The sequence below is a fragment of the Prevotella pallens ATCC 700821 genome (assembly GCF_000220255.1).
Classification (GTDB): domain Bacteria; phylum Bacteroidota; class Bacteroidia; order Bacteroidales; family Bacteroidaceae; genus Prevotella; species Prevotella pallens.
Genome location: NZ_GL982513.1, coordinates 1,430,448 through 1,448,961, shown reverse-complemented (window position 1 = coordinate 1,448,961; position 18,514 = coordinate 1,430,448). Strand labels below are relative to the sequence as shown.

The window sequence follows — 18,514 nt, the reverse complement described above, 5'->3', positions numbered from 1 at the left end:
TGCAGACAACCTCTCGCTACGCGTCGAGAACGTCTGCATCTCTCGGAGAGGGACACTCTTTTATTGCACTTCGTTTTGGAACTTGCAATTTCAACTTTTTTCTATATACTACGATAAATTCTAACTAACTGTTTAAGCGCAATAATATGGATAGTTGATTTTTATACTTCTATAAGGAGCGATAGATACAGTATAGGAAATAGGTGAAAATGATAAGACCATCTATTAAATATATTTTTCTCAAAATAGCGAGAAAAGTTTTATTGAATACAATATTTTTTGTGAAATATGCTTTAATATCAGATAAATTCACGATATTTGCAAGCCGAATATATGCTTATGGGCAATGTTCGCTTAAATTAGATGTTTTACTGGATAAAAAGAAATAATTTTAACAATGAGAAGATACCTGTTTTCTTTTATATTAACGGTGATATTTTGTGTCTCTGTTACTGCACAAAAAAAATATTCAGTGTATGGAATAGGTTTTTATAACCAAGAAAATCTTTTTGACTATACACATGATGAAGGTAAGAAAGATATGGATTTTACTCCAGATGGTTCTTATAAATGGAATAAAATGAAATATGAAAGCAAATTACACAATATGTCTAAAGTGCTTTCAGAAATGGGTACAGATGTTCTTCCTAATATTGGCTGTGCTATTATTGGTTTAGCCGAAGTAGAGAATGAACACGTTTTAAAAGATTTAACAGCACAGCCATCTCTTGCAACTCGTAATTACAAATATATTCATATTGAGGGGCCTGATCAGCGTGGAATAGATTGTGCTTTACTTTATAATCCTAAACTTTTTACAATACGTAATGTAAAATTAGTGCCTTATGTATACGAAAATACAACGAAAGATAAGCGTCCTACACGAGGTTTTCTTACAGTTAGTGGTACTTTAGCAGAAGAACATTTAACTGTTGTTGTGTGCCATTGGCCAAGTCGTGGAGCTGGTTCATATTTTCGCGAATTAGCTGGAAAAGAAGTAAAGGCATTAAAAGATTCACTTTTATGCGATGACCCCAATGTAAAAATATTAATTATGGGTGATATGAACGATGATCCAACTGATAAAAGTATGGTGGAATGTTTATCTGCAAAACCGAATATTAGCGAAGTTGGTGTAAACGATCTTTATAATCCGTGGTATAATGTTTTAGTAAAAGAGAATACAGGAACTTTAAAATATCAAGGTAGATGGAACTTATTCGATCAGATAGTCTTAACGCCAAACATTTTGAATAAAGAATACCAGAAAGATTATTCAACCTTAAAATTTTGGAAAAATCAAATATTCCGTCGCGATTATTTATTTCAAGAAACAGGAAAACACAAAGGCAATATAAAACGAACAACAGATGGAGGAGTTTGGCTTAATGGTTATTCAGATCATCTCCCAGTTGTGCTATATTTAATTAAAGAGCAAAAATAAAATGGAAATAGAAACGCATCCATTTGAGCCATGGTTACCATCAAATGCAAAGTTATTGATGCTTGGAACATTCCCTCCCGCACCTAAACGTTGGGCTATGGAATGGTATTATCCTAATTATACTAACGATATGTGGCGAATATTTGGGTTAGCTTTCTTTGAGGATAAAATGCATTTTATTGATGAAGCGAATAAAACATATAAGCTACAAGAATTAAAGCAATTTTTAAAAGAAAAAGGTGTTGCTATATTTGATACGGCTTTACGTATTCGCAGAACAACTGGAACAGCATCTGATAAAGATTTAGAAATAGTAGAGCCTGCAGATCTTGATAAAATGTTACGTTCATTACCAGAATGTAAATCAATTTTAGCTGCTGGACAACTCGCCACAAAAGTTTTTACCGAGCATTACAATATAGATGCGCGTAAAATGAAAATGGGAGAATATCGAACATTTTCTTTTGAAGGTAGAACATTAAAATTATATCGTGAGCCAAGTAGTAGTCGTGCTTACCCTATGCGTGTTGAAGAAAAAGCAACTTATTATAAACAAATGTTCAAAGAAACACATATACTCTAAATATGCTAGATAAAATTACAATAATTGGAATTGCAGGTGGTACCGGCTCAGGGAAAACTACAGTTGTAAGAAAGGTTGTTGAAACTTTACCTCCACATTATGTAGCAGTAGTTCCATTAGATTCTTATTATAATGATACTACTGAACTTACTGAAAAAGAACGTAGAGCTATAAATTTTGATCACCCAGATGCTTTCGATTGGAAGTTACTTATCAAACAAGTTAATGACTTGCGTAATGGACTTGCAATAGAACAACCTACTTATAGTTATTTAGCTTGTAATCGATTACCTGAAACTATTTATGTAGAGCCGAAACCTGTTATTATTATTGAAGGAATTATGTCTCTTTTAAATAAGAAATTACGGGATATAATGGATTTGAAGGTATTTGTAGACTGTGATTCCGATGAACGTCTTATACGTAATATTGAACGCGATATTTTAGAAAGAGGACGCAATGTAACAATGGTGTTAGACAGATATAGAAAGGTGTTAAAACCTATGCACGAACAGTTTATTGAACCAACTAAACGTTACGCAGATATTATTATTCCTCAAGGTGGAGAGAATACGAAAGGAATCAATATTCTATGTAGTTATATTCACGGATTAATACCTCGCGTAGAAGGTTAAAATTTCAACCTCTGGTAAAATCATAACCTATAATATCGCAATAACTTTATGCGTTTTTATGAATAAGGATTTTAATTGATATTGAATCTTTGTAAATATTGTGCAAAAGCAATATTGCTCTGTAGAAATTAATATCAATTAGAATTATATGTTACGACTATATTGAAGGATTAACTTTGTTTTTTATATAATGGAGTGTGTTAAATTAACACACTCCTATTAGTTTCTATGATTATCTAGCTTGCTTTTTGTTTAACCAATAATGATTATTGATAGATTGGCAAATTTAGTAATCTTATTTTTCAATATAATATTCATTTTGTGAATAATCATTTTAAATTTTGGGAGGATTTTTTTTCTCACTCTCAGCTAAAAATCCATGAAGATAAGCGTAAAGCAACTCTTCTAACGCTTCTATTTGCAATTTAAGTTCTGTTCCTTTATCTGTATCGGCAACTTTTAACCGCCGTTGATTTAATTCAACAATTTGAGTTGTACCAACAATATCGGTACCTCTCTTTATAGCTTCTTCTTCAGATGCGAAAGGTTCGTGCTGAACAAGTTCAAAACCACGTGAATGATAAATAAGAGTATAGCCAGCAATACCAGTTTCTTTATGATAAGCTTCAGAAAAACCTCCATCAATAACCATTAATTTCCCATTAGCTTTAATTGGCTTTTCACCTTTATTTACATGTACTGGCACATGTCCATTTATAATATGTCCAGTAGTGCTATTTACATCAAATTCTTCCATAATTAAGTCAGCAATATCTTCTCGCTCACGGAATTTGAAATAAAATCCTTTTTCTTCATGATGTGTTTCTTTCTCTTTAAGAAAATAACGTTCAAAAGTAGTCATTGCAGCTTTATCAAATAATGGGCTATCAGGACCACACCATAAATAAAGGAAATAATCTATAGCATATTCACGTTCTTTATTATTTTCTGTTTGTGGTTGGAAGGCACGTCTTATTATCATTCCCAATTTATGCAACAAGTCTTTACCTTTTGCAAAATTCTTTGGCTCAATCTCAACTTCACGAAGAGTTCCATCTTCATTTAATGGAATAGAAGCATGGTAAAGTAAGTTATTATTTACTACCTTATACATACAACCATGGCGTAATTGAAGAAGAATATGTTCGCGTAATTTTTCACTTACAGTGAATGAATGGTGAAGTCGTTCCATTAATGCTTGTTCTTCTTGTGTTAGCACATCTGGATGTTTGGGATCTATTGTTGGAAAGTTACATGAAGTAAGTTTATATTCTTTTCCACTCAGATTAATTGTACCATTCTTGTAATCAATCATTTCGTATAGTAATCGATGATTCATTTTCCAATGTGGGTACTTCTTTATTAGTTGTGCCTCAATTTTAAACTGAATTACACTAATTGCTTTATGCATACGTGCAATAAGCAAAATATTTTTTTCATCGATAGAATCAGACTGTTTTACTTTTGGCATAAATTCGACGCATGGATCATTACCATAAACATCCATTGCGAAAGTAGCTAATTGCATGAGATTTATACCATAGCCGTCCTCAATAGTATCCATATTGTCATATCGTAATGCAATTCTTATCACATTACAAATACATGCATCATTTCCAGCACAAGCACCTGCCCATAATATATCGTGATTTCCCCAAGTTATATCCCAAGTATGATAATTCTTTAAAATATCCATCACAACATGCGCACCAGGTCCGCGATCATAAATATCACCTAGTATATGTAAGCTGTCAATTGCGAGACGTTGAATAACATTACAAATAGTTGTTATGAAGTCATCAGCTCTACCAGTTGATATTATTGTGGAAATAATAGCACTTACATAGTCGGATTTATCTTTATCAGCAGAACTTTCGTGTAGAAGTTCTTGAATGATATATGAAAATTCTACAGGTAGAGATTTTCTAACTTTAGATCTTGTATATTTACTTGATACATCTCTACATATTCTAACAAGTCGATGAATTGCAATATGATACCAATCTTCTATATCTGTTTCGGTTTGTTTTACAAGTTCGATTTTCTGTTCTGGATAATAAATTAGTGTACAAAGCTCACGTTTTTCAGATTCTCGTAATGTATCGCCGAACAGATCGTTTACTTTTCTTTTTATATTCCCCGATGCATTCTTAAGAACATGTTGAAAAGCTTCATGTTCCCCGTGAATATCAGCCAAAAAATGTTCTGTTCCTTTTGGCAAGTTCAAAATAGCTTGCAAGTTTATTATTTCTGTACTTGCATCTGCAATTGTAGGAAATGATTGGGATAATAATTGCAGATAGCGTTCATCTTTTTTAAATCATAGGTCTTATTTGTCATAGCTAATTTTTTGTTAATAATTAGTTGATTAGTACTTATTTTTATTAATTATGCTTTTTATTATAGAGTGTACTTTCTTATCGTTTAATGGTGCAAAAGGAATATATCCTTCTTCCAAATATAAATAATTTGCGAGTATATAGATAATACGACGAGCGAATTTTAATAAATGCATACGGCGTAAGACAATCATAAGATGATCTTCGTCATAATCTTTGAATCGTATAATACAATATAATTGTGAAAGATGAAGCAAACTAAACTTTTTTTGTTTCAATAGCTCTTTTGCATTAACAACCATTGTAACAATCTGTTTTATAGTATCTTCTTCTTCATTCAGAACATTTTCATAACGACTCTTAGTAAAAATATTATTTGTTTCTATTTTTATATTATCCAAACTATTTTCTGATTTCGGCATATAAGGATCATACCGTAATATCTTTGCTGTATTTATGTTAGGAACAACAAGTTGTAAACGTTCTATACCAAAATCAACATAAGTTCGCACAAATTCGTCGTTTGCACAAATAAAAATACGCCGCCATTGTTGTGGAGTAAGTTTGCGCAATGTTAAAATACAATCGCTCGGTATAATTTTATTTGATGGATCTTGCTGTAGTCCTGAGTGCAATAAGGCACATAAGCATTGCCATTCTGTTTTATCCATATACCGTCTATACCTTGTATCTATAATTTTTGTATAGAGTTGTATTATGTTTGCTGCCATTACATCTGCCGAAACAGAACTATTTAATAGGCATGATGGTACAATATCTGTACGTTTATTCCACCCAAGTTGGATAATATCGTTTTCTTCTTGTTGTGATAAGGCTAAAACTGCATCAGATTTCTGTATAATTCTGCGTTGATAAGCTGTTGAGCGAATTTTTTTACGTATTGGTTCTTCTAACTTCATTGTTAAAGGCGATAATTCTCCATAAGGCGAAAAAAGTAATGCACAACCAGACTGTAATGCTTTATGAACACAAACGGAAGTATGCCAATTCCAACACGTATGAATATGAACTATATCCGGATTGAAAGTTAAAAGCATCTTACTAAACTCTTTTTTAGTTGTAGCTATTTCTACTTTTACTGACAGAGCCTTTTCATTTTCTATCAGTTTTATTAAATAGTCAGAAAGAAGTTCTCCTTTCTTTATTCTGTATGTAAGATGCAGTACTTTCATTATAGTTTATGAGAAATGAAATCGTATTTATTGGCTCGCCAATATTTAATTCGGTAATTAAGATTTTGCCATATTATACGTAACTCGTATGGAATAATTTTCCACGAGGGAATATCAATATTAAATAATGCTAATGCTTTATTTCCTATGAATATTCGCAATGCGATAGTTGCAATGAGTGAGAAAACAGCTGCAATACAAATAATCCAATTTGATGTATAGATAGCATAAAGCAAAGCTACGATTATAAAAAGATAATTAATATAAACTGCTAGTTGGTCTATATAGAAAGGTATGCGATGTTTTGCACTTCTTTTTAAGTGTTTTCTATCTTCTAAATAGTAAAGATGTTTGTTCGTCCAATGCTTGTAAGTGGGAGTTTCTTCTATAAGTGTTCCGTCTTCTGAATTTTCTATAACTGTAGAACCCTTCTTTGCATATTTATTAACGATAAAGTCAAATTCTCCTCGAACAAATTTTAAATTTCCTCTAAAACCTTCTTCTGCAAGAAATTCATCTTTTTTAAATAGTAAGGCATTTGAATTCCAAGCGTATGCAATTCCTTTTTGTGCTTCGCGCATAAGATAACATGACATATAAAAATGTTCAAATCTCCAAAAGTCTGGTGCATCGTCATCGTAATTTGTAAATCCTGCTACTATATTCACATTTTCCTTACAGTTCCTAGCTAAAGTTGAAAGCCAATATTCTGATTGTGGTACACAAAAAATATCACAAATAAGAAGCCATTTGTATTTTGCAGCCTTTGCTCCAAGTGTAATAGCTAATTTCTTTCTACTCATATATTTAGAAGTAGAAGGTATAAATGTAACATAAAGTCGTGGATTATTGGCGTAGGTTTTTAAAATATCCTCTGTTTCAACATCTCCTTTTGGTGCAACAACAATTATTTCGTATTCTTTATACTCCTGATTAAGATATTTATTTAAATTCTTAGAGAGTGCTAATGCATCGTCGTTAGGGGTAAGAATTATAGAAATTGGTGGTTCCACTATATTTTCTTTTTCGTTCTCTGTTGAATTTATAGAAGTTGTATTGTCTTCTATTATATCGTTATTGTCAGCAACATCTCCTTTATTGTATGTATTAGAAAGTTTCGGCTTCCTAAAAAAGGGGCTAATAATAGAAGATAACAATGCCAACAAAATTAGCACTGATGAGAAAATGATAGTATATGTGTCTATTGTAAACATTATCTATTAGTTAAATAACGCATTAGAGATAGATTGTAATGCATATTTTTTTATCTTCCTCTTTTATTAAGAAAGATATATTGTAATTACTTCCTCCATAGCTAATCATTCTTACAGGAATATCTTTTAATGCATCAGCTGCCTTTATCTCAAATCCAATATTATTCCACGCTAAATCTCCTACAACACAAACAATACACATATTGGTATCAAGTGTAACTGTACCACAAGCTTTTAGCTCGGCTGTAATTTCTTCTAAATGAGTTGTGTCTTCAATAGCTATAGAAACTCCCACTTCGCTTGTTGCAATAAGGTCAGTAGAAACCTGATAACTTTCAAAAACTTCGAATACTTTACGAAGAAATCCTGGTGAACCAAACATTTTACTTGAGCGTACTTTTATAACAACTATATTGTCTTTTGCAGCAATAGCTTTAATTTTGCCACGTTCCATTATGTTGTTTATAATAGTACCATCTGCCTCTGGTTCCATTGTGTTCTTTAATCTAACAGGTATACCAGCATATTTTGCAGGTTGAACACAAGTTGGGTGCAATATTTTTGCGCCAAAATAAGCAAGTTCTGATGCTTCTTCAAAATTTAATTGGCGAACAGCTTCTGTATTTTCAACAATACGAGGGTCGTTATTATGCATTCCATCTATATCTGTCCATATTTGTATCTCTTCTGCATTAATTGCAGCTCCTACTAATGAAGCAGTATAATCTGATCCGCCACGTTGTAAATTGTCTACTTCTCCGTATGCGTTTTTACAAATAAAGCCTTGAGTTATATAAACTTGGTAATCATTATTAGAAGCCATTATGGCAGATAATTTTTCTTTTATGTAAACTGCATCTGGTTCCGAATTTTTATCAGTACGCATAAAGTCGAGCGCATTAATTAATTTCGCCTTTATACCATTCTCCAGCAGATAGTTTACTACCATATTGGTAGATAAAATTTCTCCGCGCGCAACAATACTCTTTTCTTCGAAAGAAGTAAAGATATCGTTTGTAAACGACCTTAGATAATTAAATTCTTTTTGAAAGAAATTATATATCTTTTCTTTATATTCGTTAGTAGAGTAAAGTTCATCAATATATGATATATATTTTGTTCTAGCCTATTAATTATCTCGTTTGCACCTTCGTGATTTTTTTTATATAAATAATCGGCTATTTCTATAAGCGTGTTTGTTGTACCACTCATTGCAGAAAGAACAACAAATACCTCTTTTTTATCTTTAAGAATTAGATTTACAACCTCTTTCATTCTTTCTGGAGAACCAACAGAGGTGCCACCAAATTTCATTACTTTCATAACAATATTCTATATGTTACCTTATTCGTTATTTGAAGTTTCTTCGTTATCATCTACAAAATCGAGAGGTTCTACCATTGCTTCTAATGGTTCATTATTCTCTATTAAATCTTTTGTTTTAGAATTTTCGGTAACCAGTTTAAATTCACCATCTTTACATCTAAAAACTTTTCCTGGAAATTGATTTAGAAGATGAATATTGTGTGTTGACATAATAACTGCAGTACCATCTTCTGAAGCACGTTTTAATATGCCAACAATTTTAGTAGCAGTTTCTGGATCAAGGTTTCCTGTTGGCTCATCGGCAATAATCATTTTGGGACGATTTAATAAAGCTCGTGCAATAGCAATACGTTGTTGCTCGCCACCAGATAGTTCGCTTGGCATTTTTTCTTTTTTATCCAGCATTCCAACCTCATCAAGCACGTCGTTTATGCGTTGAAAAATTGCCTTTTTGTCTTTCCAGCCTGTTGCCTTTAACACAAATTCCAGATTCTTAGAAACGTTCCTATCATGCAGTAATTGGAAGTCTTGAAAAATAATTCCCATCTGCTTTCTAAGGGCAGGAATGTTCTTACGTTTTAATGTTAATAATGATTGTCCTAGAACGTTTGCAGCTTCAGCATCGTCTGCATAAATATCAAGTTCACAATAAATGGTTTTCAGAAGGGAACTTTTACCTGAACCAACTTTCCCTATAATATAGATAAACTCGCCTTCATCTACCTGAAAGTCTACGTTTTTAAGAACTTGTTTCTCGTCTTGAAAAATATTTACTTTACAATAATTTACTAACATCGTATGTCTTTTTGAGATTTCATTATATCTAATGCAAAGATAAGAAAAAAAAATGATTTGCCTTGTTTATTTGTAAAAAAAGCCATTAATAGCATTTTTTATTAACTTATTCGCAATTTTGAGTTTGTTATGGAATTAAAGAAAATGAATAATAATAAAAACTTCGATGATTTATTATTGTATTTTTTGAAAACGTAATTACAAATTTAAAAAACATAATAAAAAATATTTGTCCCTATTTATCCTTTAAAATGCACATTTCTAAACAATGGTGAAATAATAAAGCGGAGGGAAATATATGGAATAAAACAATAAGGAAAATAAGAATGACTAAGACAAATATCTGGTGTAATATAAATATAATGTATTGATTTGGAACATTCGCTTAATGATATTTAGTATATTTTGCTAATATAGGTGGTTTATTTATCGGTTTTTATTTGTACTTTTGCAGCCGCAAAATATAAATATATGGAGCTCTAAAAAAGAACGACTCTATGTCTCATAAAATATACACATCATTTCGAATAGGAATAGCTTTTGGGTTATTCATAATAGTGCAAAATCTGCACGGTGTCAATTGTGAACAAACTAATAGCTATACAAATAGTTTGGCAAATAAAAATGTTGTATTTCTTGGCGATTCAAATTTGTGGACTGGTGGAAAAGATAATTCTAACCCACGTAGTTGGAGTTTTTGGTTTTGTAAAGAGTTCTCTATAAAACATAGTATGAATTATGCACGTAGTGGGGCTACGTGGTCGCATACTAAAAATACAAAGCGAGATGTTTTTTCGTATGAAGAAAAGCTATCAGACAATAATGTTGTCCTCAATCAGGTTTTGCGTTTAATAAAAGATACAAAAGAACTTAGATGTTCTAAGCCCGATTATATATTTATTATGGCAGGAACTAACGATGCTTGGTTTCAAAATAAACGTCCACAACTTTTTTCTGAAAGTGTGCAAGATGTTTTTACTCTAAAAAATAAGAAACATCAACAGGCATTATCTCTTGCACGGACTGTGAAACTAGATTGTGAATTGTTGCAGAAAAATTTCCCAAAAAGTAGAATAATCCTTATTACTCCAATGTTTACAACACAGGCTTCTACAAACTTAATTTCAAAAGTATCTGATGTTATTTCGGCTTGTGGAGAATATTTAAATATTAACGTAATACGTTTAGATACAATAAATTTAATTAATCCGCTTCAAGAAAAAAATAAACTAACTTATACGTTAGATGGAACGCATACAAATCCGTCAGGAGCGGAAAGAGTAGGGGATTATATTGCAAAAAAAATTAAAGAGTTCATTCAATAAAATAGTACTAAATATTTTTATACAAACTAATTTATGGTATTTTCGGATTTATTTTTCTTATTCGTGTTTATTCCATTGTTTATGGTTTGCTATTTATTTGCTAACCTGTGGGATAAGATGCGAAAGAATGATTGTATAAGCCAAACAACTGCTCGCAATGTAGTATTAGTAGTTTTCTCGCTCATATTTTATGCTTGGGGAGAACCTACTTATGTTTTCTTAATGATAATAAGTGTTTTTATAAACTATCTTGTAGGAATAGGTATTGATAAACAAGAACGACATAGAAAACTCGCTCTTGTTATTGGATTAATTTGTAATCTTCTTATATTGGGCACATTTAAATATGCAGGCTTTATTGCAGAATCGCTCAATTATATAGGAATTCCTCTTCCTATTCCACATATAGCATTGCCTATCGGAATTAGTTTTTATACATTTCAAAGCATTTCTTATCTTATAGATGTTTATCGCAAGCAGGCTGATAGTCAGAAACGTTTTGTAGATTTATTACTCTACATTTCAATGTTTCCACAACTTATTGCAGGACCAATTGTACGTTACGATCTTATAGCAAAAGAAATAAATAGTCGTCATATAACCCGAACAGATGTTGTTGAAGGTTCTTACAGATTTTTAATTGGATTAGGTAAAAAAGTAATATTAGCCAATCAGTTTTCTGAAATAGCCAATCAGTTTTTACAGAGCGGATTACCACAACTTACCACTTTAGGAGCTTGGGTAGGTATTGCAGCATTTACTTTCCAAATATTTTTCGATTTCAGTGGTTATAGTGATATGGCAATTGGACTTGGACGTTGTTTAGGTTTTCATTTTGCAGAAAATTTTAAACATCCATATAGTTGTACCTCTATTACCGATTTTTGGCGTAAATGGCATATATCGTTAGGAAGTTTCTTTAGAGATTATGTTTATATTCCAATGGGAGGAAACCGGAAACATCAGGTACTTAATATATTAGTTGTATGGTTTCTTACAGGAATGTGGCATGGTGCAAGCTGGAATTTTATATTGTGGGGTGTTTATTTTGGTATAATTGTAACGCTTGAGAAATATACTTTGCTAAAAGTTATAAATAAAATACCAAAAATATTTCTCCATTTTTATAGTCTTATTCTTGTAGTTGTTGGTTGGGGAATATTTTATTTTACCAATCTTACACAAATGCAACATTTCTTTTACGTATTCTTTGGGCAAACAGAAAAGATTATGGACTTCGCTGCACAAACAGCATTATTTAATAATTTCTGGTTGTGGGTAGCAGGTATAATATTCTCTATGCCAGTTTATGATTTTGTGAATAAGCATTTCTCTAAAATAAAATCAGAAACATTACGTGCAAATATAGCACTTGTAACACGAGTAGTAATATCTTTGTGCTTACTTTTCTTAAGTGTAGCACTACTTGTGGGAGCAACAAATAATGCTTTTATATATACACGCTTTTAAACGAATGTAATATGAAACGGTATACACTATTATTTATTTATAGTCTTCTTTTTATGCCTTTTGTTGTGCAAGCCCAACAGGTGTTTAAAAAACGTAATGGTATTATTGTGGTAAAAAACGATTCGCTATTAAGAGCAATGTCATTTTTTACAGGAAAAGCCGAAGGTGGAACTTGGTATTCTGATGCTATAAATGCATATCAGAATGCTATGGGCGATAAAATTCAAGTGTACAATATGATAATTCCTATATCGAGTGCATTTTATTGGCCTGAAGATTATACAGAAGTGAAAACAAATTCGCAACGTGCTACACTTAATAATATGTATGCACATATAGATAATAAGGTAAAAAAAATAGATCTTTGGAATATATTGGAGCAACATAAAGACGAAGCTATTTATGCTCGCACCGATCATCATTGGTTGCCTTTAGCTGCTTATTATGCAGCACAACAGTTTGCAAGTGTTGCTAAAGTTCCATTTTGCAATTTATCTTCGTACGAACAACAAACTATACATCGTTTCGTTGGAAGTATGGCACATTTTTCTGGCGATGCAACGTTAATGAAAAGCTCTCCTGAAGATTTTATCTTTTATACTCCTAAAAATTGTCCGATAAAAACAACATATATAGAGTATATTCTTCAGAATAGACGTGTAGTGGGGACAAAACCTGCTGTTGATGGTAATTTCTTTTGGAAATATAATGATGGAAGTAGTAATGCATATTGTACGTTTATGGGGGGTGATACTCGTGCAACACACGTTTCAACACCAACAAAGAATGGACGCCGATTGCTTATTATAAAAGATAGTTTTGGTAATGCATTGCCAGCTTTCTTATTCTTTTCGTTTGAAGATATATATGTTGTCGATTTCAGATATTTTCAAGGAAACATAAAGCACTATGCTACTGAAAACAATATCACCGATTTACTTATAGTTAATAATATACAACACGCTTATTCTCAAGGAACATCTAATTCATTGCTGAATATGCTGAATCGTCCAATAAAGAAATAATAAATTTATGAAACAAGATAATATCTATATTTCTATTATCGCTATAATTTTTACTGCTCTAGTTTGCGTTTTCGACTTTCTACCGCGTAGTACATTCTCTATATTGGAAAAGCGCGATTTAAAGCAGTTTCCTAAATATTCGTTCGAAAGTTTGCGAACAGGCGATTTCACAAAGAATATTAACTCTTGGTTTAGTGATAGTGAACCTTACAGAGATTTCTTTATGATGATTAGTATGAAGCAAAAAAATCTCTTAGGTATTACTGCACCTGGAGAAGAACAAGTGAAATTTCATGCAGCAACTTCTTCGAAAGATTCTAAAAGTATGATGGAAGAAGAAAACGATGAAAGAGAAGTTGGAGAATATAAGAATACAGTTGCCGCAAACGAAAATGCCAAAATAGCAAATCGTGGTATAGTAGTAATTGGAAGTGGTGAAAATGTAAGAGCTTTAATGGCTTATGGTGGCGGATCACATGGTGGTGTTGCGTATGCAGAAGCTGCAAATAAGTATAAACAAGTGTTTGGTCCGAAAGTAAACGTATATTGTATGGTAATTCCAACAGCAATAGAATTTTATTGTCCCGATCAGGCAAAAAGTTGTACGAATAGTCAGCGAGCAACTATAAACAATATTTTCAGTCATTTAGATAAAGATGTGAAAGCTGTAAATGTATATACGCCTCTTTCGAAACACGTAAATGAGCCAATTTATTTACGTACCGACCATCATTGGGCGCCACTTGGAGCATATTATGCAGCACAAGAGTTTGCTCGTGTAGCACAAGTTCCATTTAAAACATTGAATAATTATGAACGTCGTGTAGTTCATAAGTTTGTTGGTAGTATGTATGGCTATGCACAAGATATTTCTATAAAGAATGCACCAGAAGATTTTGTTTTCTATGTACCAAAGAATTTGAAATATACAACTGAGTACGAAGATTATAAGTTGGATAAAAGCTATAATATAATAGGTAAACCCACAATCCGAAAAGGGCAATTCTTTGTTCACTATCGAGATGGTAATGCTGGAGCATATTGTACATTTATGGGAGGAGATGCTAGAATAGCAAAAGTTACTACACCTGTGAAGAATAAACGACATTTACTAATTTTGAAAGATAGTTTTGGAAATGCTCTGCCAGGTTATCTCTTCTTTAGTTTCGAACAAATACAAGTGGTAGATACTCGTTATTTCCCAAAGAATATGAAAAAGTTTGTACGTGATAATAAGATTACGGATATTCTTTTTGCAAACAACATATTCAATGCGTACTCTCCAAAAATAGGTAAGAAATATTTAAAATTCTTGGACCAATAAATTAAATTTAGCCTTTTCGTTATCAATACAGGGTACAAATAGTAATTTCTTTCTGGTAAAATGCGTATAATAGCTTGTGCCTTTAAGAATACCTACTTTAATTTGTGTGTGTATAAATTAAATATGTGTGAAATATAATAAACAAATAACCCTCTAGCCTTAAAAGTAAGAGGGTTATTTGTTTATTATATTGTAACTTTAGCATTAAAGAATAGATTTCGTTTGGCAGTATTGCAGATTGGTATTTTTTATTACTATTTATTAATGAAATGAGATGTTTGTTTGTCTAAATCCGGTATCATATTATATATAAGCAAAGATGAAGTAGATAAAGATTTCTTTATATTAGAATTTTTATAAAAGTCTTGTGCCTTCTTTCCTATTTATTAGCTATCTTTGCGCATTGTAATGCAGAATGCAAACAATAACATAAAAACAATAGAACTTTTAGCTCCTGCTAAAGATTTAGCTTGTGGAATAGCTGCGATAAATCACGGTGCAGATGCCGTATATATCGGTGCAGCTAAGTTTGGTGCACGGCACTCGGCAGGAAATAGTGTAGAAGATATAGCAATGTTATGTGAATATGCCCATAAGTTTGGAGCAAAAGTGCATGTAACAGTAAATACTATTATCTACGAAAATGAGCTGGAAGATATGTTGCAACTTATTTGCGAATTAGAAAAAGCAAATGTAGATGCCTTATTGATTCAGGATATGGGATTGTTGAAAGTGTGCAAAGAGCAGCTACATACAAAAATGTCGCTACATGCTAGTACGCAATGTGATAGTCGAACTATAGAGAAAGTGCGTTGGCTTGCATCTTTAGGTTTTGAACGTGTGGTATTAGCACGTGAATTGTCTGTGAAAGAAATAGCTAATATACATAAAGCAGTTCCCGAAGTAGAGCTGGAAGCATTTGTACATGGTGCACTCTGTGTTAGTTATAGTGGTATTTGTTATGCTTCTCAATATTGTTTTAACCGTTCAGCAAATCGTGGATCGTGCGCACAATTCTGCAGAATGGCATTCGACCTTATAGATTCAAATGGTACCACAATAGAACATCAAAGATATCTTCTTTCGTTGAAAGATATGAACCAGATAGATAATTTGGAAGCATTAATGAGGTCGGGGGCGTGTGCCTTTAAGATAGAAGGTAGACTGAAAGATGTGAATTATGTGAAGAATGTTGTATCGGCATATAGTCAACGTTTAAATGAAATTATAGCAAAATACCCTAATGAATTTCAACGTGCCTCGTTTGGTAGGGTAGAATACAACTTTACTCCTAATCTTAATAAAACTTTTAATCGTGGATATACTCACTATTTTGTTAATGGACGGCAGCAAGGGATATTCTCACCTAATACGCCCAAAGCATTAGGAGAATATGTTGGTAAAGTAAAAGAAATACGCCACAATTCATTTAATGTTTCTTCAACTGCAAGTTTTTCTAATGGCGATGGTTTGTGTTTTATTAAGCGTCAGCCTAATGGCGAGTCAAAAATTACAGAAATATTAGAAGGATTTCGTGTAAATAAGGCAACTGGAAACCGCTTGTATCCCTACAAGATGCCTCAAGATTTAAAGACAGGTGTAAGTTTGTATAGAAATCAAGACCAAGCATTTGAGAAAAAACTCTCTAGTGAATCAGCAGTGCGTTTAATTCCCATTACAATGCAATTTGAGAAAACCCACAAAGGTTATTCTCTAGCAGCTCATTTAAGTAATATCGCCACTCCAAAGATAGAAGTAAAAGTCTCAATCGAATTTGAACATCAAAAGGCAAAGAAGCCTCAACACGATAATATAATTCGACAACTTACCAAGTTGGGTAATACAATTTATTTTTGTGATGAGATAGAGATTAACGAGAATGCTGATCAATTTTTTATTCCGAGTAGTGTACTAACAGAATTAAGACGCAATGTTATTGAAGCATTTGAACACCAATTATTAACAATACGAGACTTAGACAAACATGATGAACCTAATGCATGTAATATACCAGTCTTAGATAGCCATAATATTAATCCATCAAAATATAAAAAGTTCCCCTATCTGTATAATGTTTCTAATAGTAAAGCAAGAGCATTTTACACAGAGCAAGGTATAAATGTTGGTTCAGCTTTCGAATGTATGGATACGAAAGCAATGAAGAAAGATGCTCTTATTATGCAGTGTCGTCATTGCATTCGCTATTCATTAGGCTATTGTTTAGTTCATGGTGGAAAGGTTCCAACGTGGCGTGAACCATTATACTTAGTATTAGGCGATAAACGTCGCTTTCGTTTAGAGTTCGATTGCAAAGATTGTCAGATGAATATATACGCAGAATAACAACCAAATAATGGAAGAACTATTAAAACATATTTTGCCAAGAAAAAGTCTACGTGAAATGCCTATTTCTCTTATGGCAATGATGTTATGGCTTTTCTTTTCATCTGTTTCAATAAGTTGTTATCATAAGAAAACTCCATCAAACTTTAGTATTCCCGATAGTATTCAAGAAACACAAATCTCCAGCCGAATACTAAAGGGGCGACACTATTCACCCAATTTGAAGAAAGAAACCAATAATAGTATAGATTGGGCAGGAACTACAACACGATTAGATTCATTTGCTTTTCGTGTGAAACATCATTATTCCGAAGGCTTTAATTTTGTTGTAAACAAAGACACGCTAATGCTTTTACGGCAACAACCGGAAGAAATAGTTAATAAATTAGAGACCGATTCATTTGCTGTAACCAAAGGAAAACCATTAGTAGTAGCCGATATTCGTATTCTTCCAAACGATACCATTGATTCTGTGTGGGTGCGTGTTGCTACTGAAGATTCTGCATTTGGTTGGGCACGCGAAAAGCAATTATTAAATGCAGTAGACCCAGATACACCCATATCACAGTTCATTTCTTTGTTCTCCAATACTCACTTGCTTATATTCTTAGTTATAATCTCGTTGATAGGCTTAAGTTATCTAATGCGAAAGATAATGAAGCGCAATGCCAATATAGTACACTTCAACGATATAAATTCTTTCTATCCTACATTGTTGGCTATTATTGTAGCTACATCTGCAACGTTCTATGCAAGTATACAACTATTTGCTCCTGAAACATGGCGCGAGTTCTATTTCCATCCATCGTTTAATCCATTTTCACAACCTTTACTCTTAAATATCTTCCTATTGTTGGTGTGGGCTATGTTGCTTGTAGCTATTGCTGTCGTTGATGATGTTCGTCGTCTACTTCGCACAAACGATGCCTTTATGTATTTATCTGGATTGGTTGCTATCTGTGCAGTAGACTATATAATATTTTCGGTTCTCACCTTATATTATATAGGATATTTACTTCTATTAGCTTATATCTATTATGCCATTCACATTTGGATAAAGCTAAGTAGTGATACCTACGAATGTGGAAACTGTGGCGCTCGTCTTCATCGAAAGGGACGTTGCCCGCATTGTGGGGTTATGAATGAATGAAATCTAGATATATACAGGCTCGGTAGAAAAGAGGTGAGAATACTTCAGAAACGAAGATGATTGTTAAAAAAATCACTTCTATATTTCTATAAAAGAAAATGAAACAACATAAGATGTTTATTATCTAGCATAAATGCTTCACCTGTATCCAACTATCCAGTAGGCATAGTAAGGGAATGTCTATGGAAGTAGTTAATATAACAAAAAAGTGTCTAGTGAAATCGGGAAACCACAAATACATATAGGAAGTAATTCGTTATGATATCTAATTTATAACTGATAGATATCTGAGACGAGCGTAACAGATATCTAAAATGCAACTGATAGATATCTAAAAATAAAAGTAAT

At 32.4% G+C, this 18,514-nt stretch carries 12 protein-coding genes and 2 pseudogenes; 9 read left to right on the top strand and 5 right to left on the bottom strand.

Annotated elements, in window-relative coordinates:
- Positions 1-397: 397 nt before the first annotated feature.
- Genes HMPREF9144_RS05580 through udk form a run of 3 tightly spaced genes read left to right on the top strand, consistent with a single transcriptional unit; the run spans position 398 to position 2,662 of the window.
- On the top strand, positions 398-1,444 hold the full coding sequence (locus HMPREF9144_RS05580; RefSeq protein WP_006044933.1) for an endonuclease/exonuclease/phosphatase family protein: 1,047 nt from the start codon (positions 398-400) through the stop codon (positions 1,442-1,444).
- Position 1,445: 1 nt separating this feature from the next.
- On the top strand, positions 1,446-2,027 hold the full coding sequence (locus tag HMPREF9144_RS05575) for a uracil-DNA glycosylase family protein (RefSeq protein ID WP_006044932.1): 582 nt from the start codon (positions 1,446-1,448) through the stop codon (positions 2,025-2,027).
- Positions 2,028-2,029: 2 nt separating this feature from the next.
- Complete coding sequence (gene udk / locus HMPREF9144_RS05570; RefSeq protein ID WP_006044931.1) at positions 2,030-2,662, top strand: uridine kinase; 633 nt, start codon at positions 2,030-2,032, stop codon at positions 2,660-2,662.
- Positions 2,663-2,996: 334 nt separating this feature from the next.
- Here the strand turns inward: udk and HMPREF9144_RS05565 are convergent.
- From HMPREF9144_RS05565 to HMPREF9144_RS05545, 5 genes and pseudogenes are all read right to left on the bottom strand, one after another.
- Positions 2,997-5,002, bottom strand: a pseudogene (locus HMPREF9144_RS05565) (fructose-1,6-bisphosphatase).
- 28 nt (positions 5,003-5,030) lie between these two features.
- On the bottom strand, positions 5,031-6,059 hold the full coding sequence (locus HMPREF9144_RS05560; RefSeq protein ID WP_249031172.1) for a glycosyltransferase: 1,029 nt from the start codon (positions 6,057-6,059) through the stop codon (positions 5,031-5,033).
- A gap of 134 nt (positions 6,060-6,193) precedes the next feature.
- The gene (locus tag HMPREF9144_RS05555) at positions 6,194-7,408 is read right to left on the bottom strand and encodes a glycosyltransferase (protein WP_006044928.1); all 1,215 of its coding nucleotides are present in this window, start codon (positions 7,406-7,408) and stop codon (positions 6,194-6,196) included.
- Between the two features lie 6 nt (positions 7,409-7,414).
- Positions 7,415-8,731 (bottom strand): annotated as a pseudogene (locus tag HMPREF9144_RS05550) (aspartate kinase).
- Positions 8,732-8,752: 21 nt separating this feature from the next.
- Positions 8,753-9,529, bottom strand: a complete 777-nt coding sequence (locus tag HMPREF9144_RS05545; RefSeq protein ID WP_006044925.1) for a cell division ATP-binding protein FtsE — start codon at positions 9,527-9,529, stop codon at positions 8,753-8,755.
- Positions 9,530-10,140: 611 nt separating this feature from the next.
- Between HMPREF9144_RS05545 and HMPREF9144_RS05540 the strand changes: the two genes are divergently transcribed.
- The 6 genes from HMPREF9144_RS05540 to HMPREF9144_RS05515 all read left to right on the top strand — a co-directional run bounded on the left by HMPREF9144_RS05540 (position 10,141) and on the right by HMPREF9144_RS05515 (position 18,166).
- Positions 10,141-10,854: an SGNH/GDSL hydrolase family protein gene (locus HMPREF9144_RS05540; protein ID WP_257009645.1), complete on the top strand. Its 714-nt coding sequence runs from the start codon at positions 10,141-10,143 to the stop codon at positions 10,852-10,854.
- Between the two features lie 33 nt (positions 10,855-10,887).
- Positions 10,888-12,324, top strand: coding sequence for an MBOAT family O-acyltransferase (locus tag HMPREF9144_RS05535; RefSeq protein ID WP_006044923.1), 1,437 nt, complete (start codon positions 10,888-10,890; stop codon positions 12,322-12,324).
- 11 nt (positions 12,325-12,335) lie between these two features.
- Positions 12,336-13,349 carry a DHHW family protein gene (locus HMPREF9144_RS05530; RefSeq protein ID WP_006044922.1) on the top strand — a complete coding sequence of 338 codons (1,014 nt, stop codon included), beginning with the start codon at positions 12,336-12,338 and terminating at the stop codon, positions 13,347-13,349.
- A gap of 7 nt (positions 13,350-13,356) precedes the next feature.
- Positions 13,357-14,673, top strand: a complete 1,317-nt coding sequence (locus HMPREF9144_RS05525; protein ID WP_006044921.1) for a DHHW family protein — start codon at positions 13,357-13,359, stop codon at positions 14,671-14,673.
- Between the two features lie 408 nt (positions 14,674-15,081).
- Positions 15,082-17,016 (top strand): peptidase U32 family protein, encoded by a 1,935-nt coding sequence (locus HMPREF9144_RS05520; protein WP_040595396.1) that lies wholly within the window; start codon positions 15,082-15,084, stop codon positions 17,014-17,016.
- 10 nt (positions 17,017-17,026) lie between these two features.
- A complete protein-coding gene (locus HMPREF9144_RS05515; protein WP_006044919.1) occupies positions 17,027-18,166 on the top strand; it encodes a hypothetical protein in 1,140 nt (379 codons plus the stop codon).
- The last annotated feature ends 348 nt before the right edge of the window (positions 18,167-18,514 follow it).